This window comes from Bradyrhizobium genomosp. I (2014), from assembly GCF_000261685.1.
In the GTDB taxonomy this organism is placed as follows: domain Bacteria; phylum Pseudomonadota; class Alphaproteobacteria; order Rhizobiales; family Xanthobacteraceae; genus Bradyrhizobium.
Genome location: NZ_AJQE01000175.1, coordinates 49,325 through 70,044 on the forward strand (window position 1 = coordinate 49,325; position 20,720 = coordinate 70,044).

The window sequence follows — 20,720 nt, forward strand, 5'->3', positions numbered from 1 at the left end:
GAACCTACGATCTCGGCTCGTAACCCGGCACCCATTTTTCGTGCTGGGGCAGGTCGTCCCTGATCGTCCACCATGGCGCGCGTGATGAGGTGAACACGTGAAGGCGCGGCCTGACTTGCGGATCGTCATCGAGCAGGCCGGCGGGGATGCTGACGGTCGGCAGGTAGCTCGCCTTGCCCGGCGTCAGGCAGCCGCAGGTCTTGCAGCGATGGCGGAAACTGCCCGGCGCGGATTCGTAAGACACCGTCATGTCCTCGCCCGCGACGAACCGAAACTTGTCGGCGTCGACATGGGCGTAGGTGGCAAAGGCCGCGCCGGTCAGCTTGCGGCAATTGGCGCAATGGCAGTGCGTCATCGCACGCACCTTGTCGATCTCGAAACGCACGGCGCCGCACAGACAGCTGCCACGAATCATCGAACCCTCCCCAGCGCGGCCTCGATCGGGCCGCTCCTCATTCGTTCGAATGGGTTTACCGGCTTTCCAGCATGGCAACGCGGATGCCGAGATAGATGAAGAGGCCGCCAAGCGCACGATTGACCCAGGCGATGGCGCCCTCCGACTGCCGCAGCCGGTGCGCGGCCTTGGCGGCGAACGCGGCGAGCACCAGGCACCACAGCGTCCCCGTCGAGATGAAGATCAGGCCGAGCGTCAGGAGGGCGAGCGGCTTGTGCGGCGCATCGGCTGCGACGAATTGCGGCAGGAAGGCCAGGAAGAACAGCGCGACCTTGGGATTGAGCGCGTTGGTGAAAACACCCTGGAGGAAGACCCGCCGCAGGGAACTCCGCACCGGCTCGTCGATCGCCGACGCCAGCACCGGGCGCGACCACAGCATCTGAAGGCCGGTCACGACCAGATAGGCCGCGCCGACCAGCTTCAGGATCGAGAACGCGGTCGACGAGGCCATCAGCAGGGCCGAAAGCCCGATCGCCGCGCCCGCGACATGGACAAAGCAGCCGCAGCTGATGCCAAAGGCGGCCGCGGCGCCGCCCCGCCACCCCATCTGCATGCTGCGGCCGATCACATAGACCGAATCCGGACCCGGCGTGATGTTGAGCAGCACGCCCGCCAGGATGAAAAGTTCGATCTCGTGAATGCCCAGCATGCAAAGTGCCCCCGCGGCCCGTCCGGGCGGTCTTGGTTCCGCTTAGACGGTTCGCCCGTCCCCGTCCACCGCCGGGATTGCGTAGGATTTACCTCGAATTTGCAATGCGGATCATGCTTCCGCTTGGCCTTATCTGCTCTATAAAGGCAGGGTTCTTGAAATCCAGGATTCGAGGCGACTGCCACGCCGTGGCCGGTCGTAGGTCCCTTACAAGTCCCTTGGAGCTTCGCGGATATGGAAAGACGTCTGGCCGCCATCGTCTGCGCCGATGTCGCCGGCTATTCGCGCATGATGGGTAGCGACGAGGCCGGCACCCATGCCGCCTTCAAGGCCCATCGCAGCGCGATCCATCCCATCATCCTCAATCACGGCGGCCGCGTCGTGAAGAACACCGGCGATGGCTTCCTGCTCGAGTTCCCCTCGATCGTCGGCGCCACCGAGGCTGCGATGGCGATGCAGACGCTGATGGCTGAGCGCAACCGGCATCTGCCGAGCGATCGCGCCATGCAGTTCCGACTCGGCATCCACATGGGCGATGTCATCGCCGATGAGGACGAGGTCTTCGGTGACGATGTCAACATTGCCGTCCGCCTGGAATCGGTGGCGAGCCCCGGCGGCTTCGCCATCTCGGCCAAGGCCTACCGGGAGGCGAGCAAGCATCTCTCGGTGCCGCTGATCGATGCCGGCAACCATCGCTTCAAGAACATCAAGGATGCGATCGGGGTCTGGACCTGGATGCCCGACGGTGCGCCGGCGCTTGCCCCCGAGCTACGGGAGGCCTCGGCGCTGTCGCAGCAATACCGCACCGCGATCGTCGGCGTGCTGCCCTTCGCCAATCTCAGCGACGCCCAGGACGAATATTTCTCCGACGGCCTCACCGAGGACTTGATCCACGCGCTGTCGCTGCAATCCTTCTATCGGGTGCTGAGCCGCAACTCGACCTTCGCCTTCAAGGGCAAGAACGTAAGCACCCGGCTGATCGCGCGCGAGATCGACGCCACCTATCTGATCCAGGGCTCGGTGCGGCGCGCGGGCGCCAAGATTCGCGTCACCGCCGAGCTGATCGCGCCGGAGACCGGCGAGCAGCTCTGGACCGGCCGCTACGACCGCGACATCGGCGACCTGTTCGCGATGCAGGACGAGATCACCACCAACCTGTCCGCCGCCATCGCCACCGAGATCGTCCGTGCCGAGGCCTCGGCGCCGGCGCGGCTCTCGACCGACGTGAGCGCCTGGGACCGTTTCCTCAAGGGGCTGTCGCATTACTACCGGCAGACCAAGGAGGATCTGGCCGCCGCCGTCGACCTGTTCCGGGAGGCCATCGGGCTCGATCCCAAATTGTCGATCGCACACGCCTATCTGGCAACGATCCAGATCCAGAGCATCCAGTTCGGCTGGGTCAAGGGTACGCGCGAGATGTGGGCTGAGGCGATGAACCTCGCCGAAACCAGCGTCCGGCTCGACCCGCGCTCCTCCTTTGCGTTCTCGATCCTGTCCTGGGCGCATGCAATGGAGGGGCATTACGACGCGGCGATGGATGCGGCCAAGCGCGCGGTCGCGCTCAACCCTTACGACAATGGCGCACGCGGCGTGCTCGGCATCTGCCATTTCGTCATCGGCGAGCACCGCGAGGCGATCGAGCTGTTCTCGATGGCCGCGCAACGCGACAACAGCGACCCGCGCTACCAATGGGCCGCGCTGAACGCGTTCAGCCATTACTTGTTGCGCCAATATGACGCGACCCTGTCGTGGGCCCGCGAGCAGCTCTACATCAATCCGAATCACATGCAGGCGCTGGCGATCCGCGCCGCGGCATTGGCCCAAATGGGACGAAGCGGCGAGGCGAGCGAGGCCGTCGGCGTGCTGATGGGTAATTATCCAACCCTGAATGTCGACAGGCACTTGCGCAACTTCCATTGGAAGCGGCCCGAGGACATCGCCCATTACCGCGACGGTCTGCTGAAGGCCGGCGTGCCGCTCGGCAAGCTGACCCTGGTGCAGAGCGACGTCAAACGCGCAGCCGAGTCCTGAACGGCAGATCGCGGTTCCTCAGCAGCCTCAAGCGTGGCCTCTTGGGGCCCCGCACCGCCTTCATTGACACGACAGTGAATTCCGCCACACTTCGCCACACGCTGAAGTAGTATGGTCTGCTGTCGATTTGTTAGGACTTTTTGCGCTTGATCGGCGCCTCTGCCTTGCACGATTCGCTGTCTTCAGGATTTGGGCCATGCATCACCCCGCTTCGAAGCCGCCCTTCGATCCCTCGATCCCGGTCTCGCCGAACAATCCCTGCCCGTTCCTGCGCGGCCTCGTCGGCGAAGGCTTCGTCGACGGCGGGACTGTCCCGCTCAACACGCTGTCGCAGACCATCGCGAATGCGACCGGCGAGACCGGGCTGAAGAAGGTCTCGGCCCGCATCCAGGTCCGCGGCGTTGCGCTCATCGCCAACGGCTTCCGTCACGTCCTGAAGAGCATCTGGTCGGGCGCGCAGCTCGACGCGCTTCGCGGCGGCCCGCTCGACAAGCGCGGCGCCGGCTCGCGCATCCTCGGCGTCGACGGCAAGGTCAACGAGGACGAGATCGCGCGGCTCGCGAGCTTCGGCCGGACCTACACCGACCCGAACACCGGCAGCAGCGAGCCCGGCCTCAACGCCGCGGAAATCAAGACTTTCATGCGCGACAACCTCATGCGCGCCGGCAGCGCCGCACGCTGGTACTACCCGTTGCTGATGAAATTCGAATGGCCCATCCTCTTGAAGATCATCGGCAAGGGCAAGCGGGATGAGGAGCGCTATCTCAGCGTGGCCGACGTGCGCACGCTGTTCGAGCAGCGCAAATTCCCCGACCGCATCAACCAGCGAATCTTGTCGCAGCCGCTGCTGTCGGCCTGCCAGCTCCGCTTTCGCTGGGCGTTCGCGCTCACGGCGTTCGTCATCGGCCTTGGCCTGGTCGCCCTGGTGGCCGTCGCCGAATTCCCCAACCAGGTCCGCGCCATGCTGCCCCAGAAGGGCGTGCTTGTAAACCTGCTGCCGCCGCCCTTGCCTGCAGTCCCTGAAACGAAGGCAGCTTACTGGCTCGAGCAGAACTGGTCGCTGAAGGACCGGCATTGGTTCCACCATGCCAGCCAGGGCACCGCGACGTTCCCGGTGCCCTATGAGTGGTTCGTGGCGCTGGAGCAGCCACAGCTTCACCTGTTCTCGAAGCCGGGCATGGTCAAGGACAGCGCCTATCTCGAGCGCTTCGGCTTCATCCCGAGCCCGCAGACGATCCAGACCGACACGGCGACGCTGCGCCGCTTCGGCTACGCCAATGTCTACGAGACGACACAGGTGTCGGACTGGTCGACGAGATGGACGCCGGCGGAGAACGTCGACGGCCTGCCGGTCGGCTTCGCACGGATGACCGGTGTCGTCGATCCCGCGACGGGCCGCCGCGAAGAGGACAAGATCGGACTGACCTGCGCGGCATGTCATACCGGCCATATCCACTATCAGGGCGTCGATGTCCGCTTCGACGGCGGCGCGGCGATGACCGACCTGAAGAAGCTCGAGCTCGCGACCGGTCTGTCGATCGCCTACACCCTGTACGTCCCATTCCGCTTCCAGCGCTTTGCCGATCGCGTGCTCGGTCCTGAGGCCAGCAAGACGGACCGCGCCGCGCTCAAGCAGAAGCTCGGCGCGATCGGCAGCTTCCTGATCGACTGGACCAAGAACTACGAGAAGACGATCGAGGGCAAGAAGACCTGGGACGGCAAGCAGCAACAGGACACCGAGGAAGGGTTCGGCCGTCTCGACGCTCTCAACCGCATCGGCAACCAGGTCTTTTCGCAGGACCTTGCTTTGAGCGGCGTCAAGGGATTCGAGAAGAACCTGCATGCCCAGGACGCGCCGGTCAGCTACCCCGCGATCTGGACCGTGCCGTGGTTCAAGTTCGCCCAATACGATGCCTCGATCGAGCAGCCGTTGATCCGCAACGCCGGCGAAGCCCTCGGCGTGACGGCGCTCCTCAACCTGTCCGACGCCTATCCGGAGGACAGGCTGTGGCGCTCCTCGGTGAACATCAGGACGCTCGGCTGGATCGAGGACATGCTGAGAGGTCCCGATCCGTTCAAGGCGGCCGATCCTTCCAGCGGACCGAGGTTCGGCGGCCTGCTCGCGCCGAAATGGCCCTCGCAGATCCTCGGCGACGCATGGAAGCTCAAGCCCGATCGCGTCGAGCGCGGCAGCGCCGTCTACGCCGAGATGTGCTCCGGCTGCCACCTGCCGGCCATCGACACCCCGGCCTTCTGGTCGTCGAAGCGCTGGGAGCCGAGCGGCGACAGCAGGGTTCTGAACGCGGTGACGATTCCTCTCGACGAGATCAAGACGGATCCAGAACAATCGCTTGTTCTCGGCAAGAGGACCGTCGATGTGCCCGGCTTCCTGAAGGTGAACACGGCCGACCTGCAGAAATGGTGGCAATGCGATGTCCCGACCGCCAGCACCTCGCCCAACGAGATGGTCTATGCGCTCGGCCTGATGACGGTGGTCGATCTCGTCGCGCGCAAATGGATGGACGACGAGAAAATCCCGGAGGCCGAGCGGGGGAAGATATGGAATCTCGCACGCAAGAACTGCCTCAATCCCGCGCCTGATCCGCGCTATCGCGCGCGCCCGCTGAACGGCATCTGGGCGACGGCGCCTTACCTGCACAACGGTTCGGTGCCTTCGCTGTACTGGTTGCTGAAGCCGGCGAGCGAGCGCCCGCAAAAATTCTGTATGGGCCGCCGCGACTATGACCCTGACACCGTCGGCTTCGCAGTCATCGCCAACGACCGTTGCAAGACGGGTGAGACGGAGTTCTCCGCGACGGGATCTGACGGCAAGCCAATCCAGGGCAACAGCGTGCTCGGCCATTCCTTCGAGCTTAGGGAGGGCGAGCCGAAACGGCCGGGCGTCATCGGCCGCATGTTCAAGGACGATGCCGAGCGCTACGATCTGATCGAGTATCTGAAGACGTTGTAGCGGACTCCTGCTCCGTCATTGCGAGCGAGGCGAAGCAATCCAGACTCTTTCCGCGGAAGCAGCCTGGATTGTTTCGTCGCAAGAGCTCCTCGCAATGACGACGAATGAGGACTCTCCGCGAGCCAAACAGTCACTGCTGCCTCACTTGAACAGCGGCGTGCCCGGGACGAAGGCGTCGAAGGCCGCCCAGAACTGGGAGCGGTAGCGGTCCTGCTCCTGCAGGATCTCGTGCTTGGCGCCCGCGATCACAAGATGGGAGCCGGCGCGCAGATGATAGGCGAACTCCTCGATCGCGGCGGTCGAGACCACGGTGTCGTTGGAGGCCGCCAGCATCAGGATCGGCTGGCGGATCTGGGAAGGGTAGTTCACGCGCTTGAAGGTGTGCATCGCGCGGAAGGCGGTATCGGCCCAGGCGACCGTCGGTGACGCCAGTCCGAGCGTCGGATCCTCCTCCAGGATCGCGGCATTGCGCGCATAGCGCACGGGATCGCTGGTCAGGGGATTGTTGATGAAAGGGTCGAGCCCGGTGAGACGGTCACTGCCGCCGGGGACGTAGCGGCCACCCTGCCCGAGCAGGCGCATCGTCTTCAGCATTGCACGGACGGGAAACGACGTGGTGTGGCCCGGCAGGTCGATCATCGGCGCCGACAGCACCATGCGGTCGAACCAGCGCTTGCCGGCATGGGCCACCCGCAGCATCACCGTGCCGCCCATCGAGTGGGCGAGCGCGAAGAAGGGCGGCGGGCAATCCGGCAGCACCACTTGCTGCACGAAGGTCTCGACGTCGATCTCGAAATCGGAGAAGTCGCGCACATAGCCCTTGCGCGGATCGCGCAGGCGGCGCGAGGAATGGCCCTGCCCGCGCCAGTCGATCATTGCCACCGCAAAGCCGCGGTCGCGCAGGTCACGCACGGTCTCGAAATATTTCTCGATCTGCTCGCTGCGTCCGGTGAAGACGCAGACGGTGCCCTTGCGGTTCGCCGGCGGCGCCCACCGCGCAAAGCGCAGCTCGGCGCCATCGGGGGTCTTGATGGTGCCGCTCACGACGTTTTCGGGAACGGGATTGGACGGGATCGAGACCAGCGTCATGTTTGGAAGTGCTAGAAATCAAGGGGCGGGAGCGCCGAAAAGGCGCTTATCCCGCCCTCTTGAACGCCGTCTCGTTCCACCCATATCATTTTCGTGCAGGCCGCTACCAGTGTTTCGGAACCGAAACGCCAGGCTGCACACAGACGAAAGCCCGGCCCGATGGCGGGCGGGTTAGCCAACAGTCGCTCAATGGAGGACTTGACCATGCGTACCTACGATCTCACGCCGTTTTATCGTTCCACGGTCGGATTCGACCGCCTCTTCAACCTGCTCGATCAAGCCAGTTCGGACGGCAGCCCCGGCTACCCCCCGTACAACATCGAGCGTACCGGCGAGAACGCCTACCGCATCACCGTTGCGGTCTCCGGCTTCTCCAAGGATGAGCTCTCCATCGTCGCGAAGGAAAACACGCTGACGATCAAGGGCGAGAAAGTCGCCAACGAAAACAGCAAGAACGAAGTGCTCTACCGCGGCATCGCCGCGCGTGCGTTCGAGCGCGCCTTCCAGCTTGCCGACTTCGTGCAGGTGAAGGACGCCTCGCTCGAGAACGGGCTGCTTCACGTCGACCTCGTGCGCGAGATACCCGAGGCCAAGAAGCCTCGCCAGATCGCGATCAACGCCGGCGCGCCGAAGGCGCCAGTGATCGAGGGCTCGGCCGCGCAAGCCGCCTAAGCCAAGCGACTTCCAGGTTACGAAGACGCCCCGGTGCCCCGGGGCGTTTTTTTCTGCACGGCATCACCGAGCGCATGAACACCACCACGATCGCGCTCGATGCCGGTCACCTCTCGCTGGTGTCGCATCCGAAGGAAGTGGCGAGTCTGATCCTGGAAGCGGCGAGGTATGGGCGGAGCCGAGCGCGATGCTGAAATGCAAAAGGCGCCTGAGGTCTCAGGTGCCTTTCGTTTTGGCCAACTCACTCCCCGATGTCGTCCTCACGATGGCGTGATGGGCACTGTCGCGTCAAACTCGCGTCGCCCTAATCCAGCCCCTGCGCGGCCGGCATCTCCTGCGTCGGCAGGATGGTAAGGGCAGGCTTGGCCTGGCCGACGGTTGGCGCGGCTGCATCGGCGGGCTTGGTCTGCGCGGCGGCCGCTTGCTGCGAAGGCTGCGCCCGCGGTGCCTGGGCCTGCTCCGCCACCGGTGCCGCCGGCTTCGCGGCAGCGACCGGCGTCTCGGCGCGCCGCGGGGCGGCCTTGGGCAGCGGCACGGCGCGGCTTGCCACATGCGGGATCGGAGCCGGCGGGCGCGGCGGACCGCTGCGGATCACGGTCGGCGGCGGCAGCGCGCTTTGCGGCCCGTAAGGCGCGACCGCGGGTTCGCCATAGGCGGGCGCCATGCCGTAGGCATCAGCGGCGGGCATGAAGCGTAAGATTCTTCCGTCACGGGCGTCGATCGCCAGGCGGCCATCGTCGCCGCGGCGGTCGATCACCGCGATGGTGTAGACGCTGCCGCGCAGGCGCGGGATGCCGAGCGGCAAGAAGCCGTTTTCGCGCAGCACCGCATAGACCTCGGTGGCCGGCAAAAGCGCCGTGGCCGGGCCACGCTCTTCGTAGCCATAGCCGTAGCCGTAACGCGGCGGGGGCGGCGCGACCTCCGGCGGCGCATAGGGGCCGTCGAAATCCGACACCGCGATCACAGCCCCGCTCCGGATACCGCTCGCCGGAACCTGGGCGTGGCCCGCACTTGCAGCCAACGCCAGCGCGGCGGCGACACATCCTGTGAAAAACTTCATGGTCGAGACGCTCCTGTCAGGCCCTCCGATGGCCCGCCCTCTTTCGCTTCTTGCGGCGTGGCGCACCTTCCGAAGGGTTGATCCGAAGCTTCGTGCGGGATTTCGGCGTCCGCGGGGCCGGATCGGGGCGCGCTTGCTTCAAAACCGCGGCCGTGAGGACGCGGAAGGCGCGATTGACAGTTCGGGAATCGGGACTTCCGCGCGCTTGTGTGCTAGACAAAAATTTGGCAAGGTGACGTTTAGGACAGGAAGACTGTCTCAATTTTGCTTGCGGCCCCGGCACAGGGATTGCAGCGAAAACCGGTGCTCTCGAGCGTCGGCAAGGTACCAGGCAAAGCCGCTCTCGGGGACGAAGAGCGCCTAGGCCTGAATTTAAGAAAATGCGGCTCGCAGCGGACGAGCGGTGGCCCAGGAGCGGGTGCCGCGGGACGCCCAAGGTGCGCCGAAGGTGGCGGTGAGGCAGCTTGCCGCATGGAGAGGACAGGAACAATGAACGGGTCGCAATTCGAGCGCGCAAACATCGTGGCAGAAGAGCTGTCGGCGACGGTCGCCTCGAAAACGACCGATCCGATTCAGGAACACAATTCGCGCCCAACGGCGGAGGGCCTCTACGACCCCTCCCTCGAGAAGGATTCCTGCGGCGTCGGCTTCATCGCCAACATCAAGGGCAAGAAGTCGCACGAGATCGTCTCGGACGCGCTGAGCATCCTCTGCAATCTCGAGCATCGCGGCGCTGTCGGCGCCGATCCGCGCGCCGGTGACGGCGCAGGCATCCTGGTGCAGATTCCGCACGCCTTCTTCAGCCGCAAGGCCAAGGAGCTCGGCTTTGCGCTGCCGGGTCCCGGCGAATACGCCATCGGCGCGCTGTTCATGCCGCGCGACACCGCCTGGCGCAACGTCATCAAGAGCATCATCGCCGACCAGATCAAGGAAGAGGGGCTGACCCTGCTCGGCTGGCGCGACGTGCCGACCGACAATTCCTCGCTCGGCGTCACCGTGAAGCCGACCGAGCCCGCCTGCATGCAGGTATTCATTGGCCGCAACGGCACCGCCAAGACCGAGGACGAGTTCGAGCGCCGGCTCTACATCCTGCGCAAGTCGATCTCGCAGGCGATCTACCAGCGTCGTGACCGCGGCCTTGCGGGCTACTACCCCTGCTCGATGTCCTGCCGCACCGTGATCTACAAGGGCATGTTCCTCGCCGACCAGCTCGGCAAGTACTATCCCGATTTGCACGAGAAGGACTTCGAGAGCGCGCTCGCGCTCGTTCACCAGCGCTTCTCGACCAACACCTTCCCGGCGTGGTCGCTGGCGCACCCTTACCGCATGATCGCGCATAACGGCGAGATCAACACGCTGCGCGGCAACACCAACTGGATGGCGGCGCGCCAGGCCTCGGTGAGCTCCGAACTCTACGGCAAGGACATCAACCGGCTCTGGCCGATCTCCTATGAGGGCCAGTCGGACACCGCCTGCTTCGACAACGCGCTCGAATTCCTGGTGCAGGGCGGCTACTCGCTGCCGCACGCCGTCATGATGATGATTCCGGAGGCGTGGGCCGGCAATCCCCTGATGGATGAGAAGCGCCGCGCCTTCTACGAATATCATGCCGCACTGATGGAGCCGTGGGACGGCCCCGCCGCGATCGCCTTCACCGACGGCCGCCAGATCGGCGCCACGCTCGACCGCAACGGCCTCAGGCCCGCGCGCTATCTCGTCACCAAGGATGACCGCATCGTGATGGCGTCCGAGATGGGCGTGCTGACGATCCCAGAGGACCAGATCATCACAAAGTGGCGCTTGCAGCCGGGCAAGATGCTGCTGGTCGACCTCGATCAGGGCCGTCTCATCCCCGACGACGAGATCAAGGCCGAGCTCGCCAAGAGTCATCCCTACAAGGAATGGCTGGAGCGGACCCAGATCGTGCTGGAGGAGCTGCCGAAGGTCCCGACAACAGGCGTGCGCTCCAACCTGTCGCTCTTGGATCGCCAGCAGGCGTTCGGCTACAGCCAGGAAGACATCGCCATCCTGATGACGCCGATGGCGGCCACCGGCGAGGAAGCCGCGGGCTCGATGGGCAACGACACGCCGATCTCGGCGCTGTCGGACAAGGCCAAGCCGCTGTTCACCTACTTCAAGCAGAACTTCGCGCAGGTCACCAACCCGCCGATCGACCCGATCCGCGAGGAGCTGGTGATGAGCCTCGTCTCCATCATCGGACCGCGGCCGAACCTGTTCGACCTGCAGGGCATGGCCACGACCAAGCGTCTCGAAGTGCGCCAGCCGATCCTGACCGACGCCGACCTGGAGAAGATCCGCTCGATCTCCGAGGTGGCCGACACCCACTTCAAGTCACGCACGCTGGACACCACCTTCCACGCCGGTCTCGGCGCGGCCGGCATGGACCAGGTTCTCGACGAGCTTTGCGCGCGCGCGGAAAGCGCGGTGCGCGAGGGCGTCAACATCATCATCCTGTCCGACCGCATGGTCGGCACCGACCGGGTGCCGATCCCGGCACTGCTGGCCTGCGCCGCCGTGCACCATCATCTGATCCGGGTCGGACTGCGCACTTCTGTCGGCCTCGTCGTCGAGTCCGGCGAGCCGCGCGAAGTGCATCATTTCGCCTGCCTTGCCGGCTACGGCGCCGAAGCGATCAATCCGTATCTCGCGTTCGAGACCATCATCGCGATGAAGGACCGCCTGCCCGGCTCGCTCGACGACTACGAGATCGTCAAGCGCTACATCAAGTCGATCGGCAAGGGCCTGCTCAAGGTGATGTCCAAGATGGGCATCTCGACCTACCAGTCCTATTGCGGCGCGCAGATCTTCGACGCGGTCGGCCTGAAGGCTGATTTCGTCGCAAAGTTCTTCGCCGGCACGCATACCCGCGTCGAGGGCGTCGGCCTGGCCGAGATCGCCGAAGAGGCCGTGCGCCGTCATGCCGACGCGTTCGGCGAAGCGCTGGTCTACAAGAGCGCGCTCGACGTCGGCGGCGAATATGCCTATCGCAGCCGCGGCGAGGACCATGCCTGGACTGCGGAGTCGGTGTCGCTGCTCCAGCACGCGGCGCGTGGCAATTCGCAGGAGCGCTACCGCGCCTTCGCCAAGATCCTCAACGAGCAGTCGGAGCGCCTGTTGACGCTGCGCGGCCTGTTCCGGATCAAGGGCGCCGAGGAGGAGAAGCGCAAGCCGGTGCCGCTCGACCAGGTCGAGCCGGCCAAGGACATCGTCAAGCGCTTCGCCACGGGCGCGATGAGCTTCGGCTCGATCTCGCGCGAGGCGCACACCACGCTCGCGATCGCCATGAACCGGATCGGCGGCAAGTCGAACACCGGCGAAGGCGGCGAGGAGGCCGATCGCTTCAAGCCGATGCCGAACGGCGATTCCATGCGCTCGGCGATCAAGCAGGTTGCCTCGGGCCGCTTCGGCGTCACCACGGAGTATCTCGTCAACTCCGACATGATGCAGATCAAGATGGCGCAGGGCGCCAAGCCCGGCGAAGGCGGCCAGCTGCCCGGCCACAAGGTCGACGCCACCATCGCAAAAGTCCGGCATTCGACGCCGGGCGTCGGCCTGATCTCGCCACCGCCGCACCACGACATCTACTCGATCGAGGATCTGGCGCAGCTGATCTACGACCTCAAGAACGTCAACCCGACGGGCGACGTCTCGGTCAAGCTGGTCTCCGAGATCGGCGTCGGCACGGTGGCCGCGGGCGTCGCCAAGGCGCGCGCCGACCACGTCACCATCGCGGGCTTCGAGGGGGGCACCGGCGCTTCGCCGCTGACCTCGATCAAGCACGCCGGCTCGCCGTGGGAGATCGGCCTCGCCGAAACCCATCAGACGCTGGTGCGCGAACGGCTGCGCAGCCGCATCGTGGTCCAGGTCGACGGCGGCTTCCGCACCGGCCGTGACGTCGTCATCGGCGCGCTGCTCGGCGCAGACGAGTTCGGCTTTGCCACCGCGCCGCTGATCGCGGCCGGCTGCATCATGATGCGCAAGTGTCATCTCAACACCTGCCCGGTCGGCGTCGCCACCCAGGACCCCGTCCTGCGCAAGCGCTTCACCGGCCAGCCCGAGCACGTCATCAACTACTTCTTCTTCGTCGCGGAGGAAGTCCGCGAGATCATGGCAAGCCTCGGCTTCCGTACCTTCAACGAGATGGTCGGCCAGGTGCAGCTGCTCGACCAGACCAGGCTCGTCGCCCACTGGAAGGCCAAGGGGCTCGATTTCTCAAAGCTCTTCGTCAAGCAGAAGGAAGAGAAGGGCCAGAAAATCTATCATTCCGAGCGCCAGAACCATCATCTGGAGGCGGTGCTCGACCGCACGCTGATCGAGAAGGCGACGCCTGCGCTCGACCGCGGCGCGCCGGTGAAGATCGAGGCCGTGATCAACAGCACCAACCGCTCTGCGGGTGCGATGCTGTCGGGCGCGGTCGCCAAGATCTACGGCCATGCCGGCCTGCCGCACGACACCATCCATGTCAGCCTCAAGGGCACCGCGGGCCAGGCCTTCGGCGCGTGGCTTGCCCACGGCGTCACCTTCGAGCTCGAGGGTGAAGGCAACGACTATGTCGGCAAGGGCCTCTCGGGCGGCAAGATCATCGTCAAGCCGCCGAAGAACTCCGCCATCGTGCCGGAAGAGAGCATCATCGTCGGCAACACCGTGATGTACGGCGCGATCGAGGGCGAGTGCTACTTCCGCGGCATCGCCGGCGAACGTTTTGCCGTGCGCAATTCGGGTGCCGTGGCCGTCGTCGAGGGCGCGGGCGATCATTGCTGCGAATACATGACCGGCGGCATCGTGGTCGTGCTCGGCAAGACCGGGCGCAACTTCGCGGCCGGCATGTCCGGCGGCATCGCCTATGTGCTGGACGAGACCGGCGACTTCGACCGGCTGTGCAACCTCAGCATGGTCGAGCTCGAGCCGGTGCTGTCGGAGGAGCTGATCAACGCCGGCACCTATCACCATGCCGGTGACCTCGAGGCGCACGGCCGGGTCGACGTGTTCAAGAACCTGCTCGCCTCCGACGTCGAGCGGCTGCACGTCCTGATCTCGCGCCATGCGAAGGCGACCGGCTCCAAGCGCGCCGCCGACATCCTCGCCAATTGGAAGGAATGGCTGCCCAAATTCCGCAAGGTGATGCCGGTCGAGTACCGGCGCGCGTTGCGCGAAATGGCCGCCAACGCGGACGCCGAGCCGAAAATCGCGATCGGGGCTTAAGGCATCACACCCCGTCATTGCGAGCGAAGCGAAGCAATCCAGACTTTCTTCGAGGATACACTGGATTGCTTCGTCGCTTCGCTCCTCGCAATGACGGTTGAGGAAACAACAGACGAATTAGCCGGCAGGGACTTCGGGTTTAATGGGCAAGATCACGGGTTTTCTGGAAATCGAACGGCACGACCGCAAGTACACCCCGGTCGCCGAGCGCGTGAAGCATTACAAGGAATTCGTCGTCCCCCTTTCCGAGAAGGAGGTGCGCGACCAGGCCGCGCGCTGCATGAACTGCGGCATTCCCTATTGCCACGGCACCGGCTCGGTCGCGCCCGGCACGCCCGGCTGCCCGGTCAACAACCAGATCCCCGACTGGAACGATCTCGTCTACCAGGGCAATTGGGAAGAGGCCTCGCGCAATCTGCACTCGACCAACAATTTCCCGGAGTTCACCGGCCGCATCTGCCCGGCGCCGTGCGAAGCGTCCTGCACGCTCAACATCGACGACAACCCCGTCACCATCAAGACCATCGAATGCGCGATCGTCGATCGCGCCTGGGATAATGGCTGGCTCAAGCCTGAGGTCGCGGCCGTCAAGACCGGCAAGAAGGTCGCAGTGATCGGCTCGGGCCCGGCCGGCATGGCCTGCGCGCAGCAGCTCGCCCGCGCCGGCCACGACGTGCATCTGTTCGAGAAGTACGCCAAGGCCGGCGGCCTGCTGCGCTACGGCATCCCCGACTTCAAGATGGAGAAGGGCGTCATCGACCGCCGCGTCAGGCAGATGGAAGCCGAAGGCGTCACCTTCCACTACAACAGCCATGTCGGCGCCGAGGGCAATGTCGATCCGCGCGAGTTGCTGAACGAATACGACGCGGTGGCGCTGACCGGCGGCGCGGAAGCCCCGCGCGACCTGCCGATTCCCGGACGCGACCTCGCCGGCATTCACTACGCCATGGACTTCCTGCCGCAGCAGAACCGCCGCGTCTCCGAGGAGCCGCTCGGCGGCGTCCAGGAGATTTTGGCCGGCGGCAAGCATGTCGTGGTCATCGGCGGCGGCGACACCGGCTCCGACTGCATCGGCACATCGCTGCGCCAGGGCGCGCTGTCGGTGACCCAGCTCGAGATCATGCCCGCCCCGCCCGAGCGCGAGAACAAGGGCCTGACCTGGCCGAACTGGCCGCTGAAGATGCGGACGTCCTCCAGCCAGGCCGAAGGCGCGATCCGTGAATACGCCGTGCTGACGCAGAAGTTCTCGGGCGAGAACGGCCAAGTCAAGAAGCTGCACTGCGTGCACGTCGACGACAAGTTCAAGCCGATCGCCGGCACCGAGTTCGAGCTCGATGCCGAGCTCGTCCTGCTCGCGATGGGCTTCGTGCACCCCGTGCACGAAGGCCTGCTCAAGCTGCTCGCGGTCGACCTCGACCCGCGCGGCAACGTCAAGGCCAACACGCTCGACTACCAGACCTCGCGCCCGAACGTGTTCACCGCCGGCGACATGCGCCGCGGCCAGTCGCTGGTGGTGTGGGCGATCCGCGAGGGGCGGCTGTGCGCAAGATCGATCGATACGTTTTTGATGGGGAAGACGGATCTGCCGCGATAGTCGCGGCTCGCTTCGCTGTCAGCTTCAAATGACGCTGTCATCGTCCGCGAAGGCGGGCGATCCAGCATTCCAGAGGCTCCTGTTGGAGCGCACGCACCATATCCGCCGCGGCGTACCGGATGCCCCGGTCAAGCCGGCAGCGGAGTTACATGGCGAGAACGACGCTCCGAATCGCGCACTCGCCGCCTCAATTCTGCAGCCTCACCCCAACCAGCATCACCGTCCCCTGCGAACTCGAGCCCGCCTGGTTCGAATCCAGGATGTCGTGGCGCAGCGTGCCCTTGATCCAGATGTTGCGGTTGAGCTTGTAGATCAAATTACCTTCGAGCGAGTAGGTCTTGTCGTTGCGGTTCTGGCCCTGGTAGTCGTAGGTGCCGTAGGTGAACTTGCCGACCGCCGTGAGCCAGCGGCGGAAGTCGTGGTCGACTTCGGCGGCGTAGGTGCGCACCAGGACGCCTGACGAGCCGGGGACCGTGGTCTCGTTGATCTGCGTGTCGGTGAAGAATTTCACCGTGGTGAGGCCGCTGGCGTTCCAGATCAAAGAGCCCGTGGTGAGGAAGCCGGAAAGCTGGCTGAGACGCGGGTCGGTGTAGTTGCGCGCGGAATAGCCGACCGAGATCTCACCGATGAGGATGCGCGAGAACTCGAAGGACGAGCCGACCTTGGCGTAGCCGCCGTTTGAATCGCGGAAGTAGCCGTTGCGGTCGGCAGCCTGGTCGTGGACGCGGGTGTCACCCTCGATCTCGACGAACGGCTTCAAGCCGGGCTTCAGCTCGTAGGAGAAGCGCCCGACGCCGCCATACTGATTGAAGTCGCGGTCGGTATTGGGAGACGTCGAACCATCGGTGAGTTTTGAATCGGTATACGCCGTGCGATCGACGGTGGCGCCGGCGGCGACCTGGAAGCGGTTGAAGGTCTGATCGAAGCCGACTGTCGTGCCATAGGCGGCGTAAACAGGATATTTCTGCAGGCCGACCTGCACGTTGGGGCTTCCGGGATTGTCGGTGGCGAGCCGCAGGCGGAGCTGCGAGAGCAGCTTGAAGTCGCGGGTGACGTCGAGCCGGCCATCGACATGGCCGTTGAAATCGGGCCGGTTGGCCTCGACCGGCGAGGGCGAAGCGAAGCCGTCGATCGTCGCCGGCATGTTGTTGGTGTAGCCCGAGAACGAGCCTCGCAGATCGGCGACCAGCGCATGGCGCTCCCAATCGGACACCACGAGGAGATCGGGCGCGACCACATAGGCCGGCGAACCGACAGGCTTGTTGAGGCGTGTCGGATTGGTGTCATAGCCCGCGGAGAGCTCGAGCCCGCCCTTGATGAGGAAACTGCCGGCATAATCGCCGACCGCGCCGAACGGATCGTCATCCAGCTTGAGACGGCGGCGCAACGGCTGGCCGGGGACGTTGCCCGCCATCGCCGGGGCTACCGGCGTCTTGTGCGCGGTCTCGGAAGGCGGCGGCGCGATGCGCGGCGGGCCGAGCGTGCGCTCTGGCGTTGCGGACGGCACCGGTGAGCCGGGACCGGCGGGGCGCTTCGGCTTCGGCTGGCCAGGATAGAGCTTTGGCTGCTGCCGCTTGCGGTTGAGCGAGTCGTAGCCGGAGCTGCTCGCGCCGGCGGCGGCGGGCAGGCCGTAGGTCGGGACCTGGCCGACGCGCGAGGTCGCCGGCCGCTCGCGGGCCTTGCGCGGATCGGCATTGGGATCGGGTAGTGCGGGCAGCGCATCCGACGGCGCCTGCGGCACGCCAGCCGTGCGGCGCGTCGGCAAGTTGTCGGGCGAGGCAAAGCCGCCGCGGTTGGGATTGAACAGGTCGGGCGTGAGGCTCTGGGCGGCCGCTTGGCCGCTTCCGAGGGCCGCCAGCGCAAGGCATGGCAAAGCCGCGCGCAGGAACTGCGCGCGTTTGCTCCGGCCCGTGCCTGGAGACGACCCCACGATGAAATAACCCCAACGAATTCAAATACTTCCGTGATAGCCTCCACCGGCTGGCGGGGAACCATCGTTAATGGAGTTAAAACAACTATGGTTAATGAGCCGTTGAGAGCTTTGGCGGCCGCGTCGCCTCGCTCGATCCGGCGTGCTAAGCAGGCGTCAGCAGGCGAACGCCCCTCCTCCCTGGACCAGACCATGCCGAGTTCGAAACCGCTGATGACCACATCATCCGGCCCCATCCCAACAAGCGTCGAATCCGCGCTCCGCACGCTGGAGACGGAGAGCGGCGGCATCAACGCCCTGGCAGCCGCCCTGCGCGGCCCGCTGGGCGCGACCTTCGCCAAGGCAGTCGAGTTGATCCGGCAGGCCAAGGGCCGCGTCATTGTCACCGGGCTCGGCAAGTCAGGCCATATGGGGCGCAAGATCGCGGCGACGCTGGCCTCGACCGGCACGCCCGCCTTCTTCGTTCACGCGGCGGAAGCCGGCCACGGCGATCTCGGCATGATCACCGCCGATGACGTCATCATGGCGCTGTCCTGGTCCGGCGAGCAGCCGGAGATGAAGAACCTCGTGAACTATTCGGCGCGCTTTGCGATTCCCATGATCGCGGTGACATCGAACGCCGCATCCTCGCTCGGCCAGGCCGCCGACCTCGTGATCGAGCTCCCGAAGGCGCGCGAGGCCTGCCCGCACAATCTTGCGCCGACCACCTCGACCCTGATGCAGGCCGCGATCGGCGACGCCATCGCGATCGCGCTGCTCGAAGGCCGCGGCTTCACCGCACTGGAATTCGCGCATTTCCACCCCGGCGGCAAGCTGGGCGCGATGCTGAAGTTCGTTCGCGACTACATGCGCACCGGCGCGGAGATTCCGGTCAAGCCTGAAGGCACCAAGATGTCGGAGGCCGTGGTCGAGATGTCGGCCAAGGGGCTCGGCTGCGTCTGCATCGTCAACGCTGCGGGCGAGGCCGTCGGCATCATCACCGACGGCGATCTGCGCCGCCACATGCGGCCCGACCTTTTGACGGTGACGGTCGACGAGATCATGACGAAGCAGCCCAAGACCGTGCCGCCCTCGATGCTCGCGACCGAAATGATCGAGGTGCTGAACACCCGCAAGATCACGACGCTGGTCGTGACCGAAGCAGGCAAGGTGGTCGGCATCGTGCATCTGCACGATCTGTTGCGCGCGGGGGTGGCGTAGGGCGCGCACTCTCCAAGGAGTCAATCCGGGGCGATGCAAAGCATCGAACCCGGAATCTCGAGATTCCGGGTTCACGCTTCGCGTGCCCCGGAATGACAGCGAGAGTGTGGCTCGCAATGACGGCGACTAGAGCGACTCCAGAAACCGCGCCGCATTCTCCTCCAGGGGCAGTCGCAGCCCGTTGGCCAGATAGGACACCGTGCGATAGAAGCCGCACAAGAGCATGATCTCCAGGATTTGCGCCTCGTCGTAGTGCACCGAAAGCGCCGTGAACTCGGCGTCGCTCAACGTCGCGCGATGATGCAGCGCGTCCACCGCCCCGATCAGCGCCTGCTCCGCGGGCGACCAGCATGGCGACATGGCATCGCCCTGCACCGTGGCACGGATCTCCTCTTCGGTGAGCTTCGCCGGCCAGGCAAAGATCGCTACATGCACGCCCCATTCGTATTCGCATCTGTTGAGCGCACAGGTGCGGTCGATGACGATCTCGCGCGTACGCAAGGACAGCGGGCCGGGATCGAGCAGGCCGCTGGCGCGAAACTTGTCCCAGGCGCGGGCGTGGCCCGCCATTACCCGGAACAGCACCAGCGGCGGCGCACCGCGCATGATGCGGTCGAATTGCGCCTGGATCTCCGGGGGATAAGGCGGGGTGAGCGGCGCAAGGCGCGGTGTAGATGAGGACATCGGCCATCTCCTTTGCTACATTTATCGTAGCATTACGCTACACTATTTGTAGCATCACGCAAGGGACCGTCGATGACGAAACAAGCCCCCTCGAAGACACGCAGCGTTCGCGGCTCCCGCACGGGCCGGCCGATCATGGCGCTGCTCGACCTGCTCGGCCGGCGTTGGAGCTTGCGGATTCTTTGGGAGTTACGCAAAGCCCCTCTCACCTCGCGCGCGCTGCGCACCGCCTGTGACGAAGCTTCGCCCACGGTGCTGCAAGCGCGGCTGACGGAGCTGCGCGAGGCTGGATTCGTGGAGCTTGGCGAAGGCGGAGGTTACGGGCTGACGCCGCTGGGCCGGGAATTGTGCGCAACGTTCATGCCGCTGCACAGGTTTGCAGAGAGGTGGAAGAAGTAGAGCTTTCTCTTACCCTGCCCTGGAGGGGGAGGGTCGGCTCACACTGAGCGCAGCGAAATGTGAGACGGGGTGGGGTGACAGTCTCTCCACCGACGCGGTGCCCGAGTGGAGAGATCACCCCACCCCGCTCGCGCTTCGCGCGATCGACCCTCCCCCTCCAGGGGAGGGTAAGAAGCTACGCCGCTGCGACCGTCAGATTCGCGCCGTCCACTTGGACCACCTTCACCCGTGTCCCCGCCGGCGTATCGGGACCTGAAACGCGCCAGACCGTGTCGCCGATACGCGCAGTGCCCGAGCCGTCGATGATCGGCTTCTCCAGCGTGAACTCGCGGCCGAGCAGGGCCTCGGTGCGCTTGTTGAGGAAGGGGCTGGCGCCCGCGTCCGGCTTCGGCCGGGCAAGGCGGCGCCACACCGGCACCGCGGCGACGGCGAAGATCGCGAACATCACGAGCTGCAGCTGCCAGGACATGGCAACAGCGAACGAGATCAGGCCGACGAGCAGCGCAGCCAGCCCGAGCCAGAACAGGAAGATGCCCGGCGCCAGCACCTCCAGCGCCATCAGGACGAAGCCGAAGATCAGCCAGTTCCAGGTGCCGAGCGATACGAACATGTCGGTCATGACACGACCTCTCTAAAGGGGCGCAGGCCCTTCATCCGAAAACCGGTACCCACTTTTCGGGGGCATGCGCGTAGTCCCGTTACTGCTGCGGCACGGACGGCGGTGTCGGGCCGGACGACGGCACCGAGCCGCCGCGGCGGGGCGC

General features: G+C 65.4%; 14 protein-coding genes and 1 pseudogene. 8 read left to right on the plus strand and 7 right to left on the minus strand.

The window, feature by feature from the left end; translation table 11 throughout:
- Positions 1-4 precede the first annotated feature (4 nt).
- Positions 5-415, minus strand: coding sequence for a GFA family protein (locus IC50_RS16970; protein WP_035706945.1), 411 nt, complete (start codon positions 413-415; stop codon positions 5-7).
- 55 nt (positions 416-470) lie between these two features.
- Positions 471-1,103, minus strand: a complete 633-nt coding sequence (locus tag IC50_RS16975; RefSeq protein WP_035706946.1) for a LysE family translocator — start codon at positions 1,101-1,103, stop codon at positions 471-473.
- Between the two features lie 234 nt (positions 1,104-1,337).
- Here IC50_RS16975 and IC50_RS16980 point away from each other — a divergent pair, with 234 nt between their 5' ends.
- Together IC50_RS16980 and IC50_RS16985 are read left to right on the plus strand one after the other, a co-directional pair.
- Complete coding sequence (locus IC50_RS16980) at positions 1,338-3,134, plus strand: adenylate/guanylate cyclase domain-containing protein (protein ID WP_035706947.1); 1,797 nt, start codon at positions 1,338-1,340, stop codon at positions 3,132-3,134.
- 196 nt (positions 3,135-3,330) lie between these two features.
- Positions 3,331-6,105, plus strand: coding sequence for a di-heme-cytochrome C peroxidase (locus IC50_RS16985; RefSeq protein ID WP_035706950.1), 2,775 nt, complete (start codon positions 3,331-3,333; stop codon positions 6,103-6,105).
- Positions 6,106-6,246: 141 nt separating this feature from the next.
- Here the strand turns inward: IC50_RS16985 and IC50_RS16990 are convergent, their stop codons facing one another.
- Complete coding sequence (locus IC50_RS16990) at positions 6,247-7,194, minus strand: alpha/beta fold hydrolase (protein ID WP_035706957.1); 948 nt, start codon at positions 7,192-7,194, stop codon at positions 6,247-6,249.
- Positions 7,195-7,398: 204 nt separating this feature from the next.
- On the opposite strand from IC50_RS16990, the gene IC50_RS16995 reads away from it, so the two are divergent.
- Positions 7,399-7,866 carry an Hsp20 family protein gene (locus tag IC50_RS16995; protein ID WP_035707005.1) on the plus strand — a complete coding sequence of 156 codons (468 nt, stop codon included), beginning with the start codon at positions 7,399-7,401 and terminating at the stop codon, positions 7,864-7,866.
- A 62-nt stretch (positions 7,867-7,928) separates the two neighbouring features.
- Positions 7,929-8,060: pseudogene (locus IC50_RS43115) on the plus strand (alpha/beta hydrolase); the annotation flags it as partial.
- Positions 8,061-8,170: 110 nt separating this feature from the next.
- Here IC50_RS43115 and IC50_RS17000 read toward each other — a convergent pair.
- Positions 8,171-8,926 carry a hypothetical protein gene (locus tag IC50_RS17000; RefSeq protein WP_035706960.1) on the minus strand — a complete coding sequence of 252 codons (756 nt, stop codon included), beginning with the start codon at positions 8,924-8,926 and terminating at the stop codon, positions 8,171-8,173.
- A gap of 489 nt (positions 8,927-9,415) precedes the next feature.
- Here IC50_RS17000 and gltB point away from each other — a divergent pair, with 489 nt between their 5' ends.
- Together gltB and IC50_RS17010 are read left to right on the plus strand one after the other, a co-directional pair.
- The gene (gltB, locus tag IC50_RS17005; RefSeq protein ID WP_035706962.1) at positions 9,416-14,149 is read left to right on the plus strand and encodes a glutamate synthase large subunit; all 4,734 of its coding nucleotides are present in this window, start codon (positions 9,416-9,418) and stop codon (positions 14,147-14,149) included.
- A gap of 142 nt (positions 14,150-14,291) precedes the next feature.
- On the plus strand, positions 14,292-15,743 hold the full coding sequence (locus IC50_RS17010) for a glutamate synthase subunit beta (RefSeq protein ID WP_035706963.1): 1,452 nt from the start codon (positions 14,292-14,294) through the stop codon (positions 15,741-15,743).
- A 187-nt stretch (positions 15,744-15,930) separates the two neighbouring features.
- On the opposite strand, the gene IC50_RS17015 is transcribed toward IC50_RS17010, so the two are convergent.
- Positions 15,931-17,673 carry an outer membrane beta-barrel protein gene (locus IC50_RS17015; protein ID WP_035706964.1) on the minus strand — a complete coding sequence of 581 codons (1,743 nt, stop codon included), beginning with the start codon at positions 17,671-17,673 and terminating at the stop codon, positions 15,931-15,933.
- A gap of 192 nt (positions 17,674-17,865) precedes the next feature.
- On the opposite strand from IC50_RS17015, the gene IC50_RS17020 reads away from it, so the two are divergent.
- Positions 17,866-18,873, plus strand: a complete 1,008-nt coding sequence (locus IC50_RS17020) for a KpsF/GutQ family sugar-phosphate isomerase (protein ID WP_035706969.1) — start codon at positions 17,866-17,868, stop codon at positions 18,871-18,873.
- Positions 18,874-18,999: 126 nt separating this feature from the next.
- Here IC50_RS17020 and IC50_RS17025 read toward each other — a convergent pair whose 3' ends face one another.
- Positions 19,000-19,557, minus strand: a complete 558-nt coding sequence (locus IC50_RS17025) for a carboxymuconolactone decarboxylase family protein (RefSeq protein WP_035706972.1) — start codon at positions 19,555-19,557, stop codon at positions 19,000-19,002.
- A gap of 72 nt (positions 19,558-19,629) precedes the next feature.
- Here IC50_RS17025 and IC50_RS17030 point away from each other — a divergent pair, with 72 nt between their 5' ends.
- Entirely contained in the window at positions 19,630-19,956 is a 327-nt protein-coding gene (locus IC50_RS17030) for a winged helix-turn-helix transcriptional regulator (protein WP_035706975.1), read from the plus strand.
- Between the two features lie 175 nt (positions 19,957-20,131).
- Here IC50_RS17030 and IC50_RS17035 read toward each other — a convergent pair whose 3' ends face one another.
- Complete coding sequence (locus tag IC50_RS17035) at positions 20,132-20,575, minus strand: NfeD family protein (RefSeq protein ID WP_035706978.1); 444 nt, start codon at positions 20,573-20,575, stop codon at positions 20,132-20,134.
- Positions 20,576-20,720: the final 145 nt, after the last annotated feature.